The organism is Faecalibacillus sp. H12 (genome assembly GCF_013361255.1).
Taxonomy (GTDB): Bacteria; Bacillota_I; Bacilli_A; order Erysipelotrichales; family Coprobacillaceae; genus Faecalibacillus; species Faecalibacillus intestinalis.
This window is the reverse complement of sequence record NZ_JABWDK010000017.1, coordinates 16,392-40,601: the sequence shown is the minus strand read 5'-3', so window position 1 is coordinate 40,601 and position 24,210 is coordinate 16,392. Positions and strand designations below refer to the sequence as shown.

25 protein-coding genes, 1 tRNA gene, 1 pseudogene and 1 other annotated feature are annotated in these 24,210 nt (G+C 30.3%); of the genes and pseudogenes, 23 read left to right on the top strand and 4 right to left on the bottom strand.

Going from position 1 to position 24,210, the window contains the following annotated elements; genetic code table 11:
• The first annotated feature begins 58 nt into the window (after positions 1–58).
• Together HUU89_RS10535 and HUU89_RS10530 are read left to right on the top strand one after the other, a co-directional pair.
• Positions 59–134: transfer RNA gene (locus HUU89_RS10535), tRNA-Phe, on the top strand.
• Positions 135–161: 27 nt separating this feature from the next.
• Positions 162–548 (top strand): hypothetical protein, encoded by a 387-nt coding sequence (locus tag HUU89_RS10530; RefSeq protein ID WP_119363492.1) that lies wholly within the window; start codon positions 162–164, stop codon positions 546–548.
• 23 nt (positions 549–571) lie between these two features.
• Here HUU89_RS10530 and gdhA read toward each other — a convergent pair whose 3' ends face one another.
• Positions 572–1,915 (bottom strand): NADP-specific glutamate dehydrogenase, encoded by a 1,344-nt coding sequence (gene gdhA / locus HUU89_RS10525; protein ID WP_032090200.1) that lies wholly within the window; start codon positions 1,913–1,915, stop codon positions 572–574.
• Between the two features lie 446 nt (positions 1,916–2,361).
• Here gdhA and HUU89_RS10520 point away from each other — a divergent pair, with 446 nt between their 5' ends.
• The 17 genes from HUU89_RS10520 (at position 2,362) to HUU89_RS10440 (ending at position 18,348) form a co-directional block, all read left to right on the top strand.
• Complete coding sequence (locus HUU89_RS10520) at positions 2,362–3,327, top strand: ATP phosphoribosyltransferase regulatory subunit (RefSeq protein ID WP_175301717.1); 966 nt, start codon at positions 2,362–2,364, stop codon at positions 3,325–3,327.
• A gap of 1 nt (position 3,328) precedes the next feature.
• Entirely contained in the window at positions 3,329–3,958 is a 630-nt protein-coding gene (gene hisG / locus HUU89_RS10515) for an ATP phosphoribosyltransferase (RefSeq protein ID WP_032090198.1), read from the top strand.
• 1 nt (position 3,959) lies between these two features.
• Positions 3,960–5,258 carry a histidinol dehydrogenase gene (gene hisD, locus HUU89_RS10510; protein ID WP_175301716.1) on the top strand — a complete coding sequence of 433 codons (1,299 nt, stop codon included), beginning with the start codon at positions 3,960–3,962 and terminating at the stop codon, positions 5,256–5,258.
• A 2-nt stretch (positions 5,259–5,260) separates the two neighbouring features.
• Positions 5,261–5,848: an imidazoleglycerol-phosphate dehydratase HisB gene (gene hisB, locus HUU89_RS10505; RefSeq protein WP_175301715.1), complete on the top strand. Its 588-nt coding sequence runs from the start codon at positions 5,261–5,263 to the stop codon at positions 5,846–5,848.
• Positions 5,849–6,457: an imidazole glycerol phosphate synthase subunit HisH gene (gene hisH, locus HUU89_RS10500; RefSeq protein ID WP_175301714.1), complete on the top strand. Its 609-nt coding sequence runs from the start codon at positions 5,849–5,851 to the stop codon at positions 6,455–6,457.
• Positions 6,451–7,176 carry a 1-(5-phosphoribosyl)-5-[(5-phosphoribosylamino)methylideneamino]imidazole-4-carboxamide isomerase gene (gene hisA / locus HUU89_RS10495; RefSeq protein WP_175301713.1) on the top strand — a complete coding sequence of 242 codons (726 nt, stop codon included), beginning with the start codon at positions 6,451–6,453 and terminating at the stop codon, positions 7,174–7,176. The genes hisH and hisA overlap by 7 nt, the downstream gene beginning before the upstream one ends.
• On the top strand, positions 7,158–7,925 hold the full coding sequence (hisF, locus tag HUU89_RS10490; protein WP_175301712.1) for an imidazole glycerol phosphate synthase subunit HisF: 768 nt from the start codon (positions 7,158–7,160) through the stop codon (positions 7,923–7,925). Before hisA ends, hisF begins: the two co-directional genes overlap by 19 nt.
• Entirely contained in the window at positions 7,925–8,563 is a 639-nt protein-coding gene (gene hisIE, locus HUU89_RS10485) for a bifunctional phosphoribosyl-AMP cyclohydrolase/phosphoribosyl-ATP diphosphatase HisIE (RefSeq protein ID WP_032090192.1), read from the top strand. The genes hisF and hisIE overlap by 1 nt, the downstream gene beginning before the upstream one ends.
• Before the next feature lie 92 nt (positions 8,564–8,655).
• A complete protein-coding gene (locus tag HUU89_RS10480; RefSeq protein ID WP_175301711.1) occupies positions 8,656–10,140 on the top strand; it encodes a family 1 glycosylhydrolase in 1,485 nt (494 codons plus the stop codon).
• 81 nt (positions 10,141–10,221) lie between these two features.
• The gene (locus HUU89_RS10475; RefSeq protein WP_022001722.1) at positions 10,222–11,007 is read left to right on the top strand and encodes a histidinol-phosphatase HisJ family protein; all 786 of its coding nucleotides are present in this window, start codon (positions 10,222–10,224) and stop codon (positions 11,005–11,007) included.
• A 58-nt stretch (positions 11,008–11,065) separates the two neighbouring features.
• Positions 11,066–11,407: a hypothetical protein gene (locus tag HUU89_RS10470; RefSeq protein WP_032090190.1), complete on the top strand. Its 342-nt coding sequence runs from the start codon at positions 11,066–11,068 to the stop codon at positions 11,405–11,407.
• Positions 11,404–12,570: a cation diffusion facilitator family transporter gene (locus HUU89_RS10465; protein ID WP_175301710.1), complete on the top strand. Its 1,167-nt coding sequence runs from the start codon at positions 11,404–11,406 to the stop codon at positions 12,568–12,570. Before HUU89_RS10470 ends, HUU89_RS10465 begins: the two co-directional genes overlap by 4 nt.
• A gap of 76 nt (positions 12,571–12,646) precedes the next feature.
• The gene (locus tag HUU89_RS10460; protein WP_175301709.1) at positions 12,647–13,816 is read left to right on the top strand and encodes a MupG family TIM beta-alpha barrel fold protein; all 1,170 of its coding nucleotides are present in this window, start codon (positions 12,647–12,649) and stop codon (positions 13,814–13,816) included.
• A 78-nt stretch (positions 13,817–13,894) separates the two neighbouring features.
• Positions 13,895–15,061 carry a transcription termination factor Rho gene (gene rho / locus HUU89_RS10455; protein ID WP_175301708.1) on the top strand — a complete coding sequence of 389 codons (1,167 nt, stop codon included), beginning with the start codon at positions 13,895–13,897 and terminating at the stop codon, positions 15,059–15,061.
• A gap of 34 nt (positions 15,062–15,095) precedes the next feature.
• Entirely contained in the window at positions 15,096–16,205 is a 1,110-nt protein-coding gene (locus HUU89_RS10450; RefSeq protein ID WP_175301707.1) for a metallophosphoesterase, read from the top strand.
• Positions 16,206–16,280: 75 nt separating this feature from the next.
• Positions 16,281–17,183, top strand: coding sequence for a LysR family transcriptional regulator (locus HUU89_RS10445; RefSeq protein ID WP_032090186.1), 903 nt, complete (start codon positions 16,281–16,283; stop codon positions 17,181–17,183).
• Positions 17,173–18,348 carry a polysaccharide deacetylase family protein gene (locus HUU89_RS10440; RefSeq protein WP_175301706.1) on the top strand — a complete coding sequence of 392 codons (1,176 nt, stop codon included), beginning with the start codon at positions 17,173–17,175 and terminating at the stop codon, positions 18,346–18,348. The genes HUU89_RS10445 and HUU89_RS10440 overlap by 11 nt, the downstream gene beginning before the upstream one ends.
• A 12-nt stretch (positions 18,349–18,360) precedes the next feature.
• On the opposite strand, the gene HUU89_RS10435 is transcribed toward HUU89_RS10440, so the two are convergent.
• A complete protein-coding gene (locus HUU89_RS10435) occupies positions 18,361–18,639 on the bottom strand; it encodes a hypothetical protein (RefSeq protein ID WP_032090184.1) in 279 nt (92 codons plus the stop codon).
• 137 nt (positions 18,640–18,776) lie between these two features.
• Positions 18,777–19,009 (top strand) — a binding site (T-box leader).
• A 60-nt stretch (positions 19,010–19,069) separates the two neighbouring features.
• Here HUU89_RS10435 and HUU89_RS10430 point away from each other — a divergent pair.
• Positions 19,070–20,770, top strand: coding sequence for a carbon starvation protein A (locus tag HUU89_RS10430; protein ID WP_048923931.1), 1,701 nt, complete (start codon positions 19,070–19,072; stop codon positions 20,768–20,770).
• A gap of 40 nt (positions 20,771–20,810) precedes the next feature.
• Here the strand turns inward: HUU89_RS10430 and HUU89_RS10425 are convergent, their stop codons facing one another.
• Positions 20,811–21,554: an SDR family NAD(P)-dependent oxidoreductase gene (locus HUU89_RS10425; protein ID WP_175301705.1), complete on the bottom strand. Its 744-nt coding sequence runs from the start codon at positions 21,552–21,554 to the stop codon at positions 20,811–20,813.
• A gap of 174 nt (positions 21,555–21,728) precedes the next feature.
• On the opposite strand from HUU89_RS10425, the gene HUU89_RS10420 reads away from it, so the two are divergent.
• On the top strand, positions 21,729–22,925 hold the full coding sequence (locus HUU89_RS10420) for a pyridoxal phosphate-dependent aminotransferase (protein ID WP_175301704.1): 1,197 nt from the start codon (positions 21,729–21,731) through the stop codon (positions 22,923–22,925).
• Here the strand turns inward: HUU89_RS10420 and HUU89_RS15460 are convergent.
• Positions 22,922–23,050 (bottom strand): annotated as a pseudogene (locus HUU89_RS15460) (hypothetical protein); the annotation flags it as partial. The gene HUU89_RS10420 and the pseudogene HUU89_RS15460 sit on opposite strands and share 4 nt — an antisense overlap.
• 161 nt (positions 23,051–23,211) lie before the next feature.
• On the opposite strand from HUU89_RS15460, the gene HUU89_RS15455 reads away from it, so the two are divergent.
• Positions 23,212–23,616, top strand: coding sequence for a transposase (locus HUU89_RS15455; RefSeq protein ID WP_175301703.1), 405 nt, complete (start codon positions 23,212–23,214; stop codon positions 23,614–23,616).
• Complete coding sequence (locus HUU89_RS10405; RefSeq protein WP_175301702.1) at positions 23,607–24,185, top strand: transposase; 579 nt, start codon at positions 23,607–23,609, stop codon at positions 24,183–24,185. Before HUU89_RS15455 ends, HUU89_RS10405 begins: the two co-directional genes overlap by 10 nt.
• The last annotated feature ends 25 nt before the right edge of the window (positions 24,186–24,210 follow it).

Genomic DNA, 24,210 nt, shown 5'->3' with positions numbered 1-24,210 from the left:
TGCCGCCCTGTCACGGCGGAGGTCGCGGGTTCGAGTCCCGTCCAGACCGCCAAATGATGGTTCCGTAGCTCAGTCGGTAGAGCAGAGGACTGAAAATCCTCGTGTCGGTGGTTCGATTCCGCCCGGAACCACCATTTTTTTATCTTTAAAGGAGAAAAGTTATGTTTAAATATAAAGATTTAAGAATGGTCGTTATTTCAATTATTTTGGTTATTTTATGTGCGTTTAGTGGAATTTATTTTCGTTATGATCGAATGAAATTAGTGGTTGTTTTATTACTAGCGTTAGGGGTACTTCCTACTTTATTAATACGTTTTAACGCTTCTGTTTTTGAAGATGCTTTATTAGTATATTTCTTTAAGGGGATCGGTTTTATGCCTCAAATGATTGAATTTAAGGATTTAACAGCATATTCACTTAATTCAAAACATCGAATTGAATTACAATTTAATAATCATACAAAAAATATTTATTTAGTAAACGCTACATCATTTTATGAAGAATTAGATAAAAAATTTAATCAATATAAAAATGGACAAGAGATTTAATCTCCTGTCCATTTTTTTGTTTATTAATAGATTCCTTGAGAAATCATAGCTTCTACTACTTTTTCAAAACCAGCAATATTAGCACCTTTGATTAAGTCAAATCCTAATCCATATTTTTCAGCAGCAGCAACAGAGTTGTTGAAAATTGATTTCATGATATTATGCAATTTTTCATCAACTTCTTCACTTGTCCAGTTATATCTCATAGAGTTTTGAGACATTTCTAATGCTGAAACAGCAACACCACCAGCGTTAGCAGCTTTTGCAGGTCCTAAAGTACCACCATTTGCTGTAAAGTAAGCAATTGCTTCAGGTGTACTTGGCATGTTAGCACCTTCGATGATGTATTTACATCCATTAGCGATCAATTGTTTAGCTTCTTCTTCACCAATTTCATTTTGAGTAGCGCAAGGGAAAGCCATATCTACTTTTAATCCCCATGGTTTTTCACCAGGATGGAATTCACATCCGAATTTTTCAGCATAGTCTTTTAATTTAACATCATTTGATGAACGAATTTTTAATAAGAAATCAATTTTTTCATCAGTATTGATTCCATCAGGATCATAAACGTATCCATCTCTACCAGAAATAGAAACAACTTTTGCTCCATATTCTTTAGCTTTGATACATACACCCCAAGCAACGTTACCATATCCAGAAACAGCAATTGTTTTTCCTTCATAAGTATCGTTGAAATGAGCTAATACTTCTTTACCATAGTATACAGCACCAAACCCAGTAGCTTCTGGTCTAATTAATGAACCACCATAAGTCATACCTTTACCAGTTAAAACACCGTTTTCATAAGCATCTTTAATACGTTTGTATTGTCCAAATAAATATCCGATTTCTCTACCACCAACGCCGATATCTCCAGCAGGTACGTCAACGCTAGGTCCAATGTGACGATATAATTCAGTCATGAATGATTGACAGAATCTCATAACTTCAGCATCTGATTTACCTTGTGGGTCGAAATCAGAGCCACCTTTACCACCACCGATAGGAAGTGTTGTTAATGAGTTTTTGAAAATTTGTTCGAATCCTAAGAATTTAATAATTCCAAGGTTAACAGAAGGGTGGAATCTTAAACCACCTTTATAAGGTCCAATAGCACTAGAGAATTGAATACGATATCCTCTGTTTACTTGAACTTTACCTTGATCATCCATCCAAGGTACTTTAAACATTAAAGTTCTTTCTGGTTCAGTTAATCTTTCTAAAATAGCCATATCTTCATACTCAGGATGAGCTTTGATTACTGGTTCTAAGCTTTCTAATACTTCTTCAACGGCTTGGATAAATTCAGGTTGATCAGTATTTTTAGCTTTTAAGTTTGTTAATACTCTTTCAATATATTCCATTGTTATATCCTCCTAGGGCTATCATACATCTTTAATAATAATAAATGAATAAATTAAGAAAAAATTATCATATAAATAAGTTATCGTGATAATAAAAATACTACACAGCGTGTTTTATCACGATAAAAATTGTATACAATCAATTATCAAAAAATAAAAAATTACAACTTATGATTTGTATACAATAAAGTATTTAAAGTATAAAATATTTCATAAAAATACATAATTATCTTTTCTTTGTATACAATCTATGCTAGAATAAAGCACAACAAGAGGTGATTACTATGAAAATACTAAATAACACACAATTACATCACCATCATTGGAAAAAGTAGGGTTATATCATTTATGATACAGCCCATTTTGTCTATCACAATTAAGCTGTATCTAATGATGTTGAAACGAGTCATTAGATGACTCGTTTTTTTTAATAAAGGGGGATTTTTATGGAAGAGTTTAAATATTTGATACCTGAAGAAAGCATAGATGCAATTATTACAAATGTAGAAAAATTAAGGGAAATTGAAAATCATTTACGACATGTTTTTTCAAATCATGGGTACAATGAAGTGTTGATGCCATCATTTGAATATGTTGATTTATATACAAAATTGGATTGTGGTTTTACTGTTGATAAGATGTTTCAATACATCAATCACGAAGGTAAAAATGTTGCCATGCGTTTAGATTTTACAATACCACTAGCTAGATTATATGCCAATAGTGCCAATACAGGTGAAGCACGCTATAGTTATTTTGGAAAAGTTTATCGTAAAGAAACAATGCATAAAGGAAGAAGTAGTGAGTTTTTTCAAGGTGGTGTAGAATTAATGAATAAGCCAGGACTTCAAGGAGATAAGGAAGTTATGACAATGATTCAAGAATCTTTACCAGGAATTTCATTAAAAAATATTCTTTTAGAATTGGGCTCTGCTAAATTCTATAATCGTTTATTAGAATTGGTGGGAAATCAAAGAAATGAATTAGAAGATATTTTAAGATTAAGAGATATTAGTGAAATGAAACGTTTTGTTTCTAAAAATGATTTTGAAGAAAGCTTGAATCAATTGCTGTTATCTTTACCAACATGTTTTGGAAATATTGATTTACTTCATCAAATGATGGATAAATGTCAAGATTCTGTTTTGTTAGGGGCATTACAAGAATTAAAAGATCTTTATGAATCATTAGATAGTAAAGAAGGAATTATTTTTGATTTAGGAATGGTTCCAACCATGAAATATTATACAGGCTTTATGATTAAAGGATATAGTGATCAAAGTGCAAATCCAATTTTATCAGGAGGACGTTATGATGATTTGCTTCCTAGATTTAATGTTGATAAAACAGCTGTTGGGTTCTGCTTTCATATGAATCATATTTTAAAAGCCATTGAAAAAGAGGGAGAGTAACATGATTAAAATAGCTATTACTAAAGGAAGAATCGAAAAACAAGTATGTAAACTGCTTGCAGAAGCAGGTTTTGATATGGATCCTATTTTTAATAAAGATCGAGAATTATTAATTGAAACAAAAGATGGAATTTCAATGATTTTTGGTAAACCCAATGATGTTGTTACATTTTTGGAACATGGGATTGTTGATATTGGTTTTGTAGGAAAGGATACGTTGGATGATGTAGATTTTGAAGATTACTATGAACTTCTTGATCTGGAAATAGGAAAATGTTATTTCGCAGTAGCTGCTTATCCAGAATATCGAAATAAAGTATTTAATCGTCGTAAAAAGATTGCCAGCAAATATACAAATGTTGCAAAGAAATATTTTGCTTCTAAACAAGAAGATGTGGAAATTATTAAATTAGAAGGTTCTGTTGAACTAGGACCAGTGACAGGAATTTCTGATGCAATCGTTGATATTGTTGAAACAGGTTCAACTCTTAAAGCAAATGGTCTAGAAGTAATTGAAAAAGTAAGTGATATTTCAACAAGAATGATTGTTAATAAGGTAGCTTTTAAATTTAAGAAGGATGAAATTATGAATATTGTAAATCAATTAGAAAAAGTAATAGGGGGAAATTAAGATGCTTAAAGTAATTGAATATGATGGGAATTTAAAAGAAATTGCACAAAAATTAAATAATCGAAAAGAAGAAATTTCGATAGAAGTTAATAATGCTGTAAATGATATTATTAATGATATTAGAAAAAATGGAAATCAAGCCTTGATCAACTATTGTCGAAAATTTGATGGTTATCAAATTAAAGATGAAAATGATTTCGTTGTTTCAAATCAAGAAAAAGAAGAAGCTTTAAAACAAGTGGATCAAGATTACATAAGAATCCTTGAAAGAACAAAACAACAAATTACAGAATTCCATAAAAATCAAATTGATAAATCATGGTCATTATATAAAGATAACGGAGTGATCATGGGACAAATGGTAAGACCAATTGAAAGAGTTGCTTTATATGTTCCAGGTGGAACAGCTGCCTATCCTTCAACAGTTTTAATGAATGCCATTCCTGCAAAACTTGCTGGAGTTAAAGATTTAGTCATTATTACACCGGTTAAAGCAGATGGCAAAGTTAATCCTGTTATTGTTGCAGCTGCAAAAGTATCAGGTGTTGATACTATTTATAAATTTGGTGGAGCACAAGGGGTTGCTGCTATCGCTAATGGAACAGAAACAATTGAAAAAGTAGATAAAATCGTAGGACCAGGAAATATCTTTGTTGCGACAGCTAAAAAATTAAGCTATGGGGTTGTCGATATTGATATGGTGGCAGGTCCAAGCGAAGTTTTAGTTATTGCTGATGAAAATGCGAATCCTAAATATATTGCTGCTGATTTAATGTCACAAGCAGAACATGATAAACTTGCTAGTGCAATGCTTGTAACAACAAGTAAAGAACTTGTTGAAAAAGTCAATGTTGAACTCAAAAGACAAATGGCTTATTTATCACGTAAAGAAATTATTGAAGAATCTCTTCAAAATTATGGAGGAGCAATTCTTGTAAAAGACTTAAAAGAAGCTTTTGAAGTATCTAATTATTTAGCGCCAGAACATTTAGAAGTTTTAGTTGAAAACCCAGTCAATACACTTCCTTATATTAAAAATGCAGGTTCTATTTTCCTTGGAGAATACTCACCAGAACCTCTAGGTGATTATATGTCAGGAACAAACCATGTTTTACCAACAGGAGGAACAGCTAAATTCTATTCAGCATTAGGTGTTTATGATTTCGTTAAATATTCATCTTATAGTTATTATCCAAAAGATGTTTTAGAAACATTTAAAGATGATGTTCAAACTTTCGCAAAAAGTGAAGGTTTAGATGCTCATGCAAATAGTATTGCTGTACGTTTTGAGGAGGAATAATCATGAGAGAAGCCAAACTAAAAAGAAATACAAATGAAACACAAATTAGTTTAGAAATTAATTTAGATGGTACAGGGAAAGCAGAGATTCAAACAGGGATTGGTTTTTTTGATCACATGTTGACCTTGCTTGCTTTCCATAGTGAAATGGATATCAAAATGATTTGTCATGGTGATTTAGAAGTAGATAGTCATCATAGCGTTGAAGATATGGGAATTGCTTTAGGTAAAACTATTTTAGAAGCTTTAGGTGATAAAAAGGGTATTACACGTTATGGGCATTTTACAATTCCTATGGATGAAGCACTAGTAACATGCAATTTAGATATTTCAGGAAGAAGTTTCCTTGTTTTTAATGTAGATATTCCTAAAGTTAATTTAGGAAATTATGAAAGTGAAATGACAGAAGAATTTTTTAGAGCGGTTGCTTACAATATGAATGCAACATTGCATTTAAATGAGGCTTATGGAAATAATGTTCATCATATAATCGAAGCATGTTTTAAAGCTTTTGGAAGAGCTTTAAAAGAGGCGGTACGCATTGATGAAAAAAATAAAGATAAGATCGTTTCTTCAAAAGGAGTTTTATAAATGATTGTTATTATTGATTACAATGTAGGAAATTTAAAAAGTGTTGTCGGTGCTTTTAAAAGAATTGGACTTGAAGCTGTTGTTTCTAGAGATGAAAAAGTTATTAAAGAAGCTAAGGGAATTGTTTTACCTGGAGTAGGAACTTTTCCTACTGCGATGAAAAATTTAGAAAAGTATCATTTAGTTGATATTTTAACAGAGCGAAAAGAGGCAGGAATTCCTATTCTTGGGATTTGTTTAGGAATGCAAATTTTATTTGAAAAAGGGTGTGAAGTAAAAGAAACAAAAGGACTAGGATTTATTCCAGGTTCAGTACGTTATATGGATATTGATGAAAAGATTCCTCATATGGGATGGAATCAATTACATATAACAAATCATCAACCAATTTTGAAATATGTACATGAAAATGATGATGTTTATTTTGTACATTCATATATGGCACATTGTAAAGATGAAAATCTTGTAGCGTATACAGATTATGGAACTACTAAAGTTACAGCTTTAGTGCAAAATAAAAATGTCATTGGGTGCCAATTCCATCCTGAAAAATCAGGCATGGTTGGACATAAAATATTACTTGCGTTTAAGGAGATGGTCGAATGTTAGTTATTCCAGCAATAGATTTAAAAGATGGACAAGCAGTACGTTTATTTAAAGGAGATTATAATCAAAAAACGGTTTATAGTGATCATCCAGAAGAACTTGCTCAAACTTTTGAAAAAGCAGGAGCTATTTATTTACATGTTGTAGATTTAGATGGCGCTAAAGATGGTTTTGCTAAAAATTTAGAAACGATTAAAAAAATTAGAAATAGCACAAAAATGAAAATAGAACTTGGTGGAGGAATCCGTGATTTAAAAACAGTTCAACTCTATTTAGATGAAGTAGGAATTGATCGTGTTATTTTAGGAACGGCAGCTTTAAAAGACCCCAAATTTTTAAAAGAAGTATTAAGACAATATGGTAGTGAGAAAATAGTTGTCGGTGTAGATGTTAAAAATGGTTTTGTTTCTACAGCAGGATGGTTAGAAACAAGTCAAATGCCTTATATTGAATTTATTCAATATTTGGAATCTATTGGTGTTGGCTATATTGTAGCAACAGATATTTCTAAAGATGGAACTTTGACAGGACCTAATTTTGAAATGTATGATGAAATTGCTAAAAACAGTCAAATTCAATTTGTTGTTTCTGGAGGAATTAAAGATTTTGATAATATTCAAAAAGTTGCTCAAAAAGGTTATTATGCATGTATCGTTGGAAAAGCTTATTATGAAAAGAAAATTGATTTAAAGGAGACAATCAAATGCTTACAAAACGTATAATTCCTTGTTTGGATATCAAAGATGGGAAAGTGGTTAAAGGAGTCAATTTTGTTGGATTAAAAGATGTTGGAGACCCTATTGAACTTGCTAAAAAATATGACGTACAATGTGCAGATGAAGTTGTCTTTTTGGATATTACAGCTTCTTATGAAGATAGAGGCATTATGAAAGATATTATTGAACGCGGGGCTTCAGAACTAACAATTCCCCTAGCAGTAGGAGGTGGAATTAGAACATTAGATGATTTTAGAATGATTCTTGCCTCAGGTGCTGATAAAGTTTCTATTAATTCTGCAGCAATTGCTAATCCTCAACTAATTAAAGAAGCAGCTGATGAATTTGGAGTTCAATGTGTAGTAATTGCTATTGATGCAAAAAAAAGAGAAGACCAAAGTGGATGGGATGTCTATGTTAAAGGTGGAAGAGAAAATACAGGTTTAGATTTAATTGAATGGGTAAAAAAATGCGAAAGTTTAGGTGCTGGAGAAGTATTGCTTACTTCGATGGATGCTGACGGAACTAAAGCGGGTTATGATATTGAAATGCTTAATGCTGTTTGTAAGGCTGTTGATATTCCAGTTATTGCTTCAGGTGGTTGTGGAAGTGTTCAAGATATTGTTGATGTTTTTGAAAAAACAAATGTTGATGCAGCATTAGTGGCTTCACTTTTCCACTTTAATGAAGCAACTGTTGAAGATGTAAGAAATGAATGTAAAAAACATGGTATAAATGTAAGGAGAACAAGATAATGAGACCAGATTTTAATAAAATGGAATTAATTCCAGCAATTGTCCAAGATTATCAAACAAAAGAAGTATTAATGTTAGCTTATGTCAATGAAGAAGCTTATGATAAAATGTTAGAACTTAAACAAACTGTTTTTTATTCAAGAAGCAGACAAAAGTTATGGCATAAAGGAGAAGAATCAGGACATTTTCAAGATATTAAAGGAATGTATTTAGATTGTGATTTAGATACTTTATTGATTTATGTCAAACAAACAGGAGCGGCTTGTCATACTGGGGCTTATTCATGCTTCTTTAATGAAGTACAAGCTTATGATGCAAGAGATATTTTTAGAGAATTGGAAAAAACAATTGCTGATCGTAAGATTCATCCAGTTGAAAAATCTTATACAAATTACTTATTGAATGAAGGGGTTGATAAGATTTGTAAAAAAGTGGGTGAAGAGGCAAGCGAAACAATTATTGCAGCAAAAAATGATAATAAAGAAGAATTGGTTGGAGAAATATCTGATTTATTATTCCACACTTTTGTTTTAATGAATGATCGAGGTGTCAGTTTAGAAGATATTCAAAATAAACTTAAAGAAAGACATCAAGTAACTGGAAACAAAAAAGAATTTCATACAAGAGGAGATTATTAAATCTTCTCTTTTTATGTTTCATATTATGAAAAAATGTAAACGAATACATGAAAATGAATATAATAATAATCAATGATAAAGGAGGAATTCAAATGGGATTTAAAGAAGGATTTTTTTGGGGAGGAGCAACAGCTGCAAACCAATATGAAGGTGGATGGAATGAAGGTGGACGTGGTCCAGCCTTAACAGACTTTACAATAGGTGGTAGTGTCAAAGAACCAAGAAAAGTAACTTGGATCGATAAAGATGGAAATGCACATGCAACACCACAAGTTCATTTTGATGATGCTTTACCAGAAGGTGGAGATCATTATGCTTGTTTAGATGGATACTTATATCCAAATCATGAAGGTACTGATTTCTATCATCATTATAAAGAAGATATTAAATTATTTGCAGACATGGGATTCAAGATGTTTAGAATGTCTATTTCTTGGTCAAGAATCTATCCTCGTGGAGATGAAGAAACACCTAATCAAGAAGGTATTGAATTTTATAGAGATGTTTTCAAAGAATTAAGAAAATATAATATTGAACCATTAGTTACGATTCATCACTTTGATACACCAATTTATTTAGTAGAAAAATATGGAGATTGGCAAGATCGTCAATACATTGATTTCTTTGTAAAATACTGTAAAACAGTCTTTACTGAATACAAAGGACTTGTTAAATATTGGCTAACATTTAATGAAATCAATAATACTTTAAATGTTATTAATATGTTTGGTGATGGGACAACTGATGAAGATTACAAAAAACGTTTAACACATTTACATTATCAATTTGTGGCAAGTGCAAAAGCCGTTAAATTAGGACATGAAATTGATCCTGAAAACAAAATTGGATGTATGCTTGCAGGAGCAATCACATATCCACATACATGTGATCCAAAAGACATGTTATTAAATCAACAAACAATGGAAGAAAACTTCTGGTATTGTGGAGATGTTCAATGCTTTGGTGCTTATCCTCCATTTGCAAAGAGAATTTGGAAAGAACATAACATTACAGATTTAGATATCACTGAAGAAGATTTAAAAGTCTTAAAAGAAGGTGTTGTTGATATGTTTACATATAGTTACTATATGACAAACAATGTGACAACTCATGAAACAGAAGATACAGTACAAGGTAACTTTGCGGCAGGTATTCGTAACCCATATTTAACTTATTCAGATTGGGGATGGGCTTTAGATCCATTAGGACTTCAATATTCATTAGAAAAAATCTATGACCGTTATAGAATTCCACTAATGGTCGTAGAAAATGGACTAGGTGCTTATGATACAGTAGAAGAAGATGGATCAATCCATGATGATTATCGTATTGATTACTATAGACCACATATTGAAGCAATGTCAGCTGCTTGTGATAATGGGGTTGATTTAATTGCTTATACAACATGGGGATGTATTGATTTAGTTTCTGCTGGAACTGGAGAAATGAGAAAACGTTATGGTTTTATTTATGTAGATAAACATGATGATGGAACTGGAGATTTATCAAGAAGACCAAAAGATTCATTCTATTGGTATAAAAAAGTAATAGAATCAAACGGAACTGATTTAGATTAATTTAACAGATAATTTATGAATAAGAGAAAATAGCAATATTTTCTCTTATTTGTTATAATAAGGAAAAATGGAGGATAAAATATGAGAGTTATAGATTATCATATGCATACACATTTTTCAGGGGATAGTGAAGCAAATCCTAGAGAACATGTTTTAAAAGCGATAGAAATGAATTTAGATGAAATCTGTTTTACAGATCATCGTGATTTTGATTATCCAATAGATTCTTTTGAATTAGATGTTGAAAACTATTATCAAGAGATTCAAAGTTTAAAAGAGGAATTCAAAGATCAAATAAAAATTAAATGGGGTATTGAAATGGGATTGGATTTAGATCATCAAGAAGAAATTGAAAATTTAATTCAACAATATCCTTTTGATTTTGTTATTGGATCTATTCATGTGATTCATCATACAGAATTTTATTATGGTGAATTTTTTAAAGGAAAAACAAAGGAACAAGCACATCGTGAATTTTTTGAAGAAACATTAAAATGTGTAAAAGCTTTCGATTGTTTTAATGTTTTAGGCCATTTAGATTATATTGTAAGATATGGACCTTATGAGGATAAAACTGTTGATCATCAAAAATATCAAGATATTATAGATGAAATCTTTAAAACACTTATTCAAAAAGGAAAAGGTATTGAAGTCAATACATCGGGATATCGAGATTTAAAAACATGTGGATTTCCTAATTTCGAACAGGTACAACGTTATTATGATTTAGGAGGACGTATTATTACCATTGGTACTGATAGTCATACAAGTGATCGTGTTGGTGAAAATTGTTTAAATGTAGCAAAAAAATATCAGGAAATTGGTTTTGACGATGTCAGTACATTTACGCAAAGAAAAAGAGATTAACACAATGTTCTTTTTTTCTAGATATGGTATAATATAGAAACAAAAGGAGTGAAGAAGTATGGAATTATATACTAAAGAAAGTTTAAAAGAAGTTATTGAAAAATCAAAGGATGAATTTTATATGCCAAAGGTATTATTTGATCATTATAAAAGTTTAAGATTAGAAACAAAACTTGCTTATGTTTCAATTCTAGAAACAATGAAAAATAAAGCAGGTTATACAACTGAAAATACAGCTTATATTAAAGTGGATAATCCCCAAATTCAAGTAAATCTTGCAATACTTGCTAATAAAGAAGTTGATCAAGAAAAAGTAAATAAATATTTAAAAGAATTAGAAGAAGTTGAATTAATAAAGGTAGATAAACAAAATATTTTTGTTTATGATGTTTTATCATGATTCATTTTTTAACACAAAGATTTATTGAAAATTATGATGATTATAAAAATCAAAAAGTAAGACAAGCTTATGGAACGTTATGTTCCATTTTGTCCATTATATGCAATATTGTTTTAGTTATTTTTAAAATAACAATTGGTTTAATTGTTCATTCGGTTGCTATTCAAGCAGATGGTTTAAATAACTTATCGGATGTAGGAAGTAATTTAGCTTCTTTATTTGGCTTTAAACTTGCTAATAAACATCCTGATAAAGATCATCCCTATGGTCATGGACGTTATGAATATATTGCAGGAATGGTGATTGCTTTTTTAATTTTAGCAGTAGGCATTCAATCTTTAAAAGAATCAGTTGTTAAGATTTTTAATCCTGAAAAAGTTATGTTTTCATTTGTTGCAGTAGTGATTTTAATATTTTCTATTTTAGTGAAGCTATGGATGTATTATTTTAATAATCAAATTGGTAAAAAAATTGATTCATCATCTTTAAAAGCTGCAGGACAAGATAGTTTAAATGATGTTGTGACAACATTTGCAACACTTGTTTCTTTAATACTTACATTGATAACTGATTTACCAGTTGATGGAATTATTGGGACAATTGTTTCTTTAATTGTTATTTTTGCAGGAATTAATGTATTTAAAGATACAATCAATCCTTTATTAGGATTGGCACCTGATAAAGCCTTGATAGATGACATTGAAAATTTTATTATGTCATATGATAAACCTTTAGGTATTCATGATTTAATGATGCATGATTATGGACCAGGAAGAATGTTTATGACACTTCATGTGGAAGTAGATTGTCAAGAAGATATTATGAAAATTCATGAAGAAATCGATGATATTGAAAGAGCAATTCAAGAAAAATATCATATTCATACGACCATTCATTATGATCCAGTGGATGTGCATAATCCAAGGTTATTAGCTTTAAAACAACAAGTTTTAGAAATTGTAAAAGGAATAGATGAACATTATTCGATTCATGATTTTAGAATGGTTCCAGGAAAGAATCATACAAATTTAATATTTGATGTTTTAATACCAGCTAATGATCAAATTAGTCATCAAATTTTAAAGAATAAAATAAGTGCTGAAGTCAAACAAATCAGTGACGAATATCATTGTGTCATTGAAATTGATCATGCTTTTGTTTAAAGAGGAGAAATCCTCTTTTTATTTATTGTGATACTTGTATATACATGATAAAATAATGTTTATGAGGAGGATGTTTATGAAAAAAGTAATGTTAGGTGTTTCTTTATATCCAGAACAAGAAACATTAGAAGAAATTGATGCCTATTTAAAAAAAGCATCGACTTATGGTTTTAAAAAAGTATTTACAAGCATGTTTTCAGTACCAGGGACAAAAGAAGAAATTATTGCTTATTTTAAAGATTTTACAAAAATCGTTCATAAATATGGCATGATTGTTTCTGGTGACTGTAATAGTGAGTTATTTCATAGATTAGAAGCAACAGAAACAGATCTTTCGGTTTTTAAAGATATTGGGGTAGATATTTTAAGAATGGATTTTAGTTTTAACGATGAAAGGGATGCCACTCTTATTAATAATAAAGAAGGCATTAAAATTGAAATGTCTACAAGTTTTATTGATATCATTGAAACAGCTATTAAAAATGGAGCTAAACTAGAAAATATTTCTACATGTCATAATTTCTATCCAGAAAGATATACGGCTCCAAGTTTAGAAACTATTAATGATATTAATAATTATTGGAAAGCTAAAAATATTCCGGTAGCTATCTTTATTTCAAGTTTAGTTAAAGGAAGTCATGGACCATGGCCAGTGAGTGATGGTCTTCCAACCATTGAAGAACATCGAGATATGCCGATAGAAATTCAATTAAAACACTGTTTAGCTTTAGACAATGTAGATGAAATAATCATTGGAAATGCCTATGCTAGTGATGAAGAATTTAAAGCAATCGATCAAGTAATGAAACAAGTGTATGTAGATATTCCTAAAAATGAATCTTTAGGTTTTTTAGCAGATTTTGTGCCCCATGGTTTAACTAAAAGAATACCTTTTAAGATTCATTTAGATAAGGGTATTACTGCTTTGGAAAAAGAAATTTTATTTAATTATCCAAGTCATAGTGATTTAGGTGATTGTATGAATTATATGTTACGTTCACGTTGGACAAGAATGATTTATAAAGGAAAAGAAATTTCATGTCGTCCTTGTGATAAAGCGTACTATACAAGGGGTGATGTTGTAATTGTCAATGACAATCTTGTACATTATCGAGGAGAAATTCAAATCGTTTTAAAAGAAATGAAGGTAGATGGTCAAAGAAATTTATTAGGACATATTGATGAAAATGAAATCTTTATTTTAGAACATCTTAAAGCAAAAGATGTTTTTACCTTTGTTGAATAAAGTAGATAGAAATCTACTTTTTCTTTTGTTTTTATAGCTAAAAAGAAGAAAATATGACATAATGGTTGAGGTGATATTATGGAAAATACAAAAAAAGAAAAGAAAGAATATACAAAAGATTCATTAGATGATGGAATCATTACAACAGGTTTTTTAGAAGTATTGCCTGATGGATTTGGTTTTATTAGAAATGCAAATTATTTATCAGATCCTCATGATGTCTATGTCTCTCAATCACAAATTTATAAATTTAAATTAAAAACAGGTGATTTTATTACAGGTGTTGTTAGGGAACCAAAAGCATCTGAAAAGTTTAGATCTCTTTTACATATTCAAAAAATCAATCATTATGATTTAGAAACAGCAATGAAAAGAAAATCCTTTGAAAGCTTAACACCAATTTTTCCAAATGAAAAAATTAGTGTTGGCAAAAATGGAAAAATAGCAATGAGAATGATAGATTTACTTGCTCCTATTGGTAAAGGTCAAAGAGGAATTATTGTTTCTCCTCCAAAAGCAGGAAAAACAACGCTTTTAAAAGATATAGCTTTAGCTGTTAAAGAAAATAATAAAGATATACATATTTTAATTTTATTAATTGATGAAAGGCCAGAAGAAGTAACGGATATTAAAGAAGCTGTTGAAGGAGATAATGTGGAAGTTCTTTATTCAACGTTTGATGAAACACCAGATCGACATAAAAAAGTATCAGAAATGGTCATTGAAAGAGCAAAACGTCTTGTTGAACATGGTCAAGATGTAATGATTTTATTAGATAGTATAACACGTTTAACACGTTCTTATAATTTGATTTGTTCGCCATCAGGAAGAACACTTTCAGGGGGATTAGATCCAAACTGTCTTTATATGCCAAAGAGATTTTTTGGTGCGGCCAGAAATATGAGAGAAGGGGGAAGTTTGACGATTCTTGCAACTGCTCTTGTAGATACAGGAAGTCGTATGGATGATGTTATTTATGAAGAGTTTAAAGGAACAGGAAACATGGAACTTGTATTATCTCGTGCAATGCAAGAAAAACGCATTTTTCCAGCAATCGACATAGCTAAATCTGGAACAAGAAGAGAAGATTTATTATTAAGTGAAAAAGAACTACAAGTGAACCATATGATTCATTATTCATTAAATGGGACACGTGCGAGTCAAAATTTAGATGATGCGCTTTTATTATTTAGAAATACTAAAAATAATGATGAACTTATTGAAACAATGTTAAAAAGAAAGTAGGATAGAATTTCTATCCTTTTTAAATAGGTGATATATGATAGAAATAAGACATGAAAAACTAAATATAGAAAAACCTTATAGATGTATTGTTGTTTCTGATATTCATAGTCATTTAGATCGTTTCAAACAGCTTTTAAAAGAAGCACGATATACTACACAAGACTATTTGATTATTGATGGAGATTTTGTAGAAAAGGGAACACAAGCCATAGAAACAGTACACTATCTTCAATATTTACAACAAAAAAGCCCAAGGGTATATGTTTTACTAGGTAATTGTGAATATGCTTTAGATGCATTGATTAATGATGATGATCTTTGTCAAGAAATGTTACATTACTTACGTAAAATTGGTAAAAGTGGAATGATTGATCAAATTGTTTCTCGAAAACATTTAGATTTGAAGAAAGAAAAACCACAAATCTTACAAAAAATTGTAAGAGAATCTTTACAAGAAGAACTTAATTATATAGCGAGTTTGCCTACTTCAATAGAAACCGATGATTTTTTATGTATTCATGCTGGGATTGAAAACAAAAATGATTGGCAAAATGCACCGCTTTCTTCATTTATCGAAAAAAGAGATTTTCAAAAAGTAGGTCATTGTTTAAAAAAATATGTCATAGTAGGTCATTTACCAACGTCAAATTTTTATCAAAATCAAATTAAAAATGATGTTTTGATGGATTTTGATAAAAAAATAATTAGTATTGATGGCGGAACAGGGGTTAAATTTATCAGTCAATTGAATGCACTTATTATTGAAAATGATGGTAAGAATTTAACTTTTAAGAATCATTTTGTACAACCTTTACCAATCTATAGAATAAAACAAGACAAATTTGTAGAAAATAAGGAAAATCATAAGGTTTCCTGGCCAAATTTTGAAATAGAAATTTTAGAAAAAAGAGAAGAATTTTCATTTTGTAAAGTTATTCATACAAACCAAATGTTATGGATCAAAAATGAATTTATTTATTTGAAAAATAAACACTTTTATTGTTTAGATGATTATATTGATCATTTTATAACGGTTCATGAAAATGAAGATGTTAAAGTAATAGGATTATATGGGAAATTTGCCTATATTATCAAAAATAAAGAAATAGGCTGGATAGAAAGCGGATATTTAGAAAAAATATAATTCTTTAGAAATCTTTAGAATAATTTAGATTTTTTTTAAGAAATATGGGTTAAAATAAAAAGGAAGGTAAAAATCATGGAACTTAGAATACTTCAGTATTTTTTAATGGTTGCGCGTGAGAAAAATATTACGCGTGCAGCTAAGCAACTACATATGACACAACCTACATTATCAAGACAATTAATGCAGTTGGAGGATGAATTAGGGAAGCCTTTATTTATTCGAGGAAAAAGAAAAATAGAACTTACAGATGAGGGTGTTTTACTTAGAAGAAGAGCAGAAGAAATTTTATCACTTGTTAATAAAACAGAACAAGAGATTACTCAAAGTGAAGAAGAAATGGTTGGTCAAATTATGATTGGAACGGGTATTTTTTCATCTTCACAAACGGTTCTTTCGCAAGTGATTGAAGAGTTTCATGATGAATACCCTCTTGTAAAATTTGATATCTATGTAGGAAATGCGGATTTGATTAAAGAAAGAGTTGATCAAGGATTAGTAGATATTGGGATTTTGTTGGAACCAGTAGATATTTCAAAATATAATCATTTACGTATACCGCTTCAAGAAAAATGGGGAATAATTGTTTCAAAAACTAATTCTTTGGCTAATAAGCCCTATGTTAAAAAAGAGGATTTAAAAGAATTACCATTATTTTTAACAAATAGGGAAATTGTTCAAAGTGAAATTTCTAATTGGTTAAAAGGGGATGTTTCGTTGCACAGCATGTTTTCTTATAATTTTGCTTCAGCAATTCTTCCTTTTATTCAAGATGATCAAGGAGCAGCGATTACAGTAGAAGGAGCCTATCAGGTGTTAAATCAAAAGAATATTTGTTTCATTCCTTTTTATCCAGAACTATCAACAAATACCGTTTTTATATGGAAGAAATATACACGTCTTTCACCAGTTATTGATAGGTTTATTAAAAAAGTACAAGAATATTTAGAAAAGAGTAGGAGTCTATATGAAAAATAGAAAAAAATTAGTGATTACTTTGATTGGAGTAATCGTCTTAGGAATAGGTTTATTTGTTTATCAAACATTTATAAAAAAACAACTGCATTTTAAAGAAAATCTGACAGTAGAAATTAATGGGAAGTTTAATCCCAATAGCTATATTAGTGAAGTTGAACATGGAAGTGTTAAAGATGTAGCATGTCAAAGCAAAAATTTAAATATTAAAAAGCTAGGAAAATATGAAGTGACATATACATATAAAAATAGAGAATATACAACAACGATTCAAGTTGTAGATACACAAAAACCTGTATTTAAGGGATTGGATGATTTGACGGTTTCTTTAAATACAACACCTGATTTAAAAGCTGGTGTGGAAGTAAGTGATAATAGTTTAGAAGATATCCAATATAAAATTGATGATAAAAATTTAGATACTTCTAAAGAAGGAACGTATGAAGTTACTTATGTGGCAAAAGATAGTTCTGGAAACAAAATAACTGTTAAAAGAAAAGTAAATGTAATTAAAAAAATTGGTAGTGATAAACAATCTAATGAAAAAGTTGTTTATTTAACATTTGATGATGGTCCATCAGAAAATACTAAAAAAATCATGGATATACTTGCAAAATATGATGCTAAAGCAACATTTTTTGTAATAGGAAGAAATCAAGATTATAATTATTTGATTAAAGATGCTTATAATGCAGGACATACGATTGCTCTTCATACGTATAGTCATGAATATTCAACTGTCTATGCTTCAGTTGATGCTTATTTTGATGATTTAAATAAAGTAGGGCAAATGGTAAAAAAAGAAATCGGTTTTGTACCACATTATATTCGTTTCCCAGGTGGAAGTTCAAATACAGTGTCAAGAAGATATTGTCAAGGAATTATGTCAACTCTTACAAAAGAAGTTGTTGAAAAAGGATATCAATATTATGATTGGAATGGAGATTCAACAGATGCTTCAGGAAATCATGTAGCTGTAGATAAGTTGATTAGAAACGGGACATCATGTCATGATAATAATGTCATGATTTTATGCCACGATACACAAGCTAAGGATACCACTGTTCAAGCCTTACCTGCTATTATTGAACACTATAAAAATTTAGGCTATACTTTTAAAGGAATTGATGATGCGACATATGCCCCACATCAAAGTGTTAATAATTAATAAAAGTAATGTTCATTTTTGGACATTACTTTTCATTTTATTAAGTTCTACTTTTATTTTTTCAATACTTTTTTCTAATAAATCATAATCATTTTGATTTTGTTTAGAAAGGGAATTTTGATCTTGTAAATAAGAGATATAAGCACTATTTAAAGAGAGCATATCTCCTAGAGTTGTTAAAAAAGCGCCAATAATGGCCTGTTCATCATTTGAAAAACATTCATTAAATGATTGTGAAATGATGACAATCATCTGATTAAGTAAAACAGTATTCATGTAAGGTAGGGACATATAATCACCAATATATTATATGTATCAAAAGATGAGTTGACTGAACGAAAAAAATATTTATTGATAAAAAATATAGTTATTAAAATAAAAAACTATTGACAAACAAAAAAAGAGGTATAATATATAGACATACATATAAATGAGCGATGAACAAGATACGATTTTACATCCGCTTCCTATAGAGAACATTCGGTTGGTGGAAAGAATGTAGGTAATGATATAAGACCATCACTTGTGAGCTATTATCTTGAAATAAAAGTAGGGAAATCGTAATTTCTGCGTTAAAGAAATAGCATTATAAAAAGATGTGAAGGGGCGATTAAATATCGCAATCTAAGTGGTACCGCGGAACAAGGTTTTCGTCTTAGCGTAAAGTTAAGCGAAAACCTTTTTATATGTGATGATTGATTTAAAAGAGGGGGATTCATTTATGAATGGTTTACTATTACTTGGATTAAGTGCTTTAATTTTAGTAGTGGCTTATTTATTCTATGGTCGTTACTTAGTTAAAACATGGGGAATTGATCCAAAAGCAACAACACCTGCTGTTGCAAAAGAAGATGGGACAGACTTTGTACCTACAAACAAATGGTCAGTCTTTGCTCATCAATTCTCATCAATTGCAGGAGCTGGACCTGTAACTGGACCAGTTATGGCAATGATGTTTGGTTGGCTACCAGCCTTTTTATGGGTTATCGTTGGTGGTGTATTCTTTGGTGCTGTACAAGATTTTGGAGCACTTTATGCTTCTGTTAAAACAGAAGGAAAATCAATGGGACAAATCATTGAAAAATATATTGGACGTAAAGGTAAAAAATTATTTTTCTTATTTTGTTGGATTTTTACATTAATTGTTATTGCAGCTTTCGCTGATATGGTTGCTGGAACATTTAATGGAATTAGTGCTGATGGAGCTAAACTTGCACCAAATGCGAGTGCTGCTTCAATTTCAATTTTATATGTTTTCGTAGCAATGGCCTTTGGTTTATTCTTGAAAAAAGTTAAACTAGAAGGTTTACCAAAAGTGATTCTTGGTATTGCTTTAATTATTGCTATGTTAGCACTTGGAATTATGTTTCCAGTATATGCTACTAAAACAACTTGGATTTATGTTGTCTTTGTATATATTTTCTTTGCTTCAGTTACACCTATGTGGTTACTTAAAACACCACGTGATTATTTAACAACATTCTTATTCATTGGAATGATCGTTGCTGCTGTTATTGGTGTATTTGTAAGCAATCCAACAATTACAACACCAGCTTTTGTAGGATTTAAATCTGCTTCAGGAAGTTATATCTTCCCAACATTATTTGTTACAATTGCTTGTGGTGCCGTTTCTGGTTTCCATTCACTTGTCTCATCTGAAACAAGTTCAAAATTAGTAGAAAACGAAAAAGATATGTTACAAGTTGGTTATGGTTCTATGTTACTTGAATCATTACTTGCTATCTTAGTTATCGTTATTGTTGGTGCTTTACCAAACTTAAAAGCATCTGGTGTCTTAGATAGTACACTTGCTAATATGGCTTTAGCTGATACAGCAACACCATTTACTAAATTCTCAGCTGGTGTTACTGGTTTAGTTGCTCAACTTGGTTTACCTCAATCATGGGGATTATGCATTATGACAATGTTTGTTTCAGCTCTTGCTTTAACTTCATTAGATGCTGTTGCAAGAATTTCAAGAATGTCTTTCCAAGAATTCTTTGAAGTAGAAGAAGGACAAGAACCAAGTGGTTTAGTTAAAGTTTTAACTAATAAATACGTTTCAACAATTATTTCTTTAGTTTGTGGATATTTATTAAGTTTAGGTGGATATGTTAATATTTGGCCATTATTCGGATCAGCTAACCAATTATTAGCTGCAATGGTTTTAATTTCATTAGCTGTTTTCTTAAAAGTTACTGGAAGAAAAGGATTTATGTTATATATCCCAATGGTATTAATGTTTATCGTTACAATGACAGCATTAGTACAAGCTATTTATGGAATCGTTATGAAATTATTTGTAACAGGTGGATTTGTTTTAATGGTTGATGGTTTACAACTAGTAGTCGCAATCTTACTTGTTGCATTAGGATTAATGATTGGTTTCAACTCAGGAAGTAAACTTGTTAAAGAAAAATAAAGATAATAAAAAAGCTTCATGATGAAGCTTTTTTTGTGTTTTAGTTCATATAAGAACCACCATTTATATCTATACCTTGACCAGTAATATATTTAGAGGCATCACTTGCTAGAAAGGCAATAACTTCTGCAACATCCTCTGTTTCGCCTAAACGTCCAAGTGGGATACCAGCAGCACTGTAATTTGTATTAGCTGTCATATTTGTGTTGATGACACTAGGACAAACAGCGTTAACATTAATATTATAAGTTCCTAAAACTTTTGCATAACTTTTTGTAGCAGATAAAAGACCACCTTTACTTGCAGCATAACTTACAGAAGAAGCGATACCTCCAATTCGTGCAGCCACAGAAGAAATGTTTACGATTTTTCCATATTTTTGTTTTTTCATAGTTTTGATGGCTTCTCTTACACATAAATGAGCACCTCTTAAATTAATATTCATGCACCAATCCCATTTATCAGCATCCAAATCTTCAATAGGGGTTGTTGGACAAACACCAGCTCCATTAATCAAAATATGAACAGCGGGCATTTTTTCTAATGCAAATTCAAATAGATGTTCAATATCTTCAGGATTAGAAACATCTACTTTGCATGGATAACAGTGACATCCTGTTTCTTCTTCTAGTTTTTTAGCACTTTCTGTTGCTTGCTCAATATTTAAATCAGCTAAAACAACACCAGATAATCCTTTTTTTGCAAGTGTTTTTGCAGCTTCGTAACTGATTCCTCCCGCACCACCTGTTACAACAGCATATTTTCCTTCAAATTCTTTATTCATAAATATAATCCTCCTTATCTTTATTATAAAAACAAAAAATAGATAAATCTAATAGATATTAAGAAGAAAATTTATAGATATATTTTATAGAAATTAGGTATTTTTATTTAAGATGTTTTGTTGTGTATTTGACTATAATTAGTATATAATAGTTATCAAAAAGGAAGTGTCAAAATGGAAAAAGAAAATATATACGCTAAAAGAATAGATCAAGTACAAATGTCATCTATTCGTGTTGTTATGGAAAAGGTTGAAAAATTAAAAAGTCAAGGGAAAAGTGTTGTATCTTTATGTGCAGGAGAACCTGATTTTAATACACCAGAGGGAATTAAGAAAGCTACAATAGAAGCTTTAAATAATAATCAAACGCATTATAGTTCTAATAGAGGATATTTAGGTTTAAGACAAAAAGTAGCTCAATTATTAAAGGAACAAACAACAGTTGATTATGATAGTGATCAAGAAATCATTATGACTTGTGGTTGTAGTGAAGCAATCAATAATGCATGTCTTGCTTTTATTGAACCAGGAGATGAAGTTATTATATTTACACCAGCCTTCGTTTCTTATCAAAATATAGTTTTATTATGTGAGGGAATTCCTGTAGAAATTCCATTAAAAGCAAGTAATGAATTTCAAATTGATATTGAAGAATTGAAATCAAAAATTACAAATAAAACAAAAATGATGATTATCAATAACCCTAGTAATCCAACAGGAGCTGTTTATCAAAAGGAAACATTAGAAAAGGTATGCCAACTAGCTCGAGAAAACAATATTTTAATATTAGCTGATGAAATTTATAATCAACTCGATTATGAAAAGCAATATGTTTCTATTGCCTCATTTGAAAACATGAAAGATTATACAATTATTGTTAATGGTTTTTCTAAAGCGTATGCTATGACAGGGTGGCGAATGGGATATATTGCTTCTAGTCAAGAAAATATAGAGCCTATTTTAAAAGTACATCAATATACAACAACATCACAAATGACATTTGCGCAAATAGGAATGGCAAAAGCAATTGATCAAGAAGATGTAAAAGAAGAAGTTCAACATATGGTAGATACTTTCCATGAAAGAAGAACATTTATTATGGAACAATTAGATCAATGTGAAAGTCTTTCATACATTAAACCTCATGGGGCTTTCTATATTATGGTTGATGTTTCTAAAACGGGGCTTAATGGGCAAGAATTTGCGGATAAGTTACTTGATTATGGCGTAGCTGTTGTACCAGCAAGTGGTTTTGGTAAGGACTTTATTGATTTTGTTAGAATTTCTTTTGCTTCATCTAAAGAAAATATTGAAGAAGCATTTGTTAGAATTAAAAAACTTTTATCAGATGTAAAAAAAGCTCAAGATTAATTTCTTTGAGCTTTTTTGTCTTTCTTTATCTGATACATTAAAGCATCCGCTTGATTAATAGCTGTTTCAAAATCATCATTTTGATGTGCTAAATAATATCCAATACTTGTTGAAAGTGAAAAAGGATATTTTTTTGTTTTATTAAAAGAAAATTTGAATACCTACAGGTTAGTGAAAATTAAATTCTATAAGCACCGATTGGACGGCGTTCATGAAGCTGAATTGAATACATGGATTTTCCATCCGTTCTATAATTAGATTAGAAATCAGATGGAGGTATAACCACATGTCAAATAAAGTATTAAAGCCAAAGAAAGCTTCTCTTTATCAGTTCACTCAAAATTATTCAAACAATATTGGTAACTGTATTGAATTCTTCAAATCCATGAAATGGCCTGGGGGATTTTCATGTGACCGTTGCGGATGTCATAAGTATTACCTAGTCAAGCGTGTAGGAAAGACCAAGACTTCATATGTTCTTGAATGTAGCTCATGCCATAAGCAACATTCTCTGCTTTCAGGCACTATTTTTCAGAGCTGCAAACTTGATCTATACAAACTTCTGTTAGGTGTTTTCCTTTTCCTTAATGAAAATAAAGGAATCAGTGCAATAAATTTATGTTCAATACTAGATGTTAACCACAAGACTGCACTTCTTCTAGAGAACGAGTGTAGAATCTTATGTCACTAAGCAATTCAGAGAAGCTGCTCAACAGCCTTTTCTATGAGGCGGATGTCTTTAATATTGGTGCAAAATCCAAGAATAATGCGGGTCGTGCAAGTGAGCAACAGCCTATTCTTGGTATTCTATCTACAGATAAAGGGAATAACTATCCCCGATTTATTAAGTTAAGACGCATCAATGATTATACTGGTCTGTCACTTAAGAAAAATATAGAACAATGTTGTATATTAACACATGCTGCATTGCTTAATACAGATGGCGAGAAAGGCTTTAATACATTAAATGAAGAGATTCAGGTAAAGAACGAGAAGATCAGCTACGAAGAAAAGAATCATAGACTACTCTGGTTAAATATAATAATCGGTAATATTAAAAATAATATTACTGGTATATATCATGGAATAACTAAAAGAGAGATGCCTTTATTCCTGAATGAACAGGAGTATAGATTTAACCACAGAAATATGCGAAAGACTGTTATGGATAAAATCAAGAAATACCTACAGAAATCATTTCCTATCAGTCATAGACAGATAGTATATATCCTGAATATTTCTGCTCCACATTTCTCTTAAATCGTCACCTGTTGATTATGGGGAT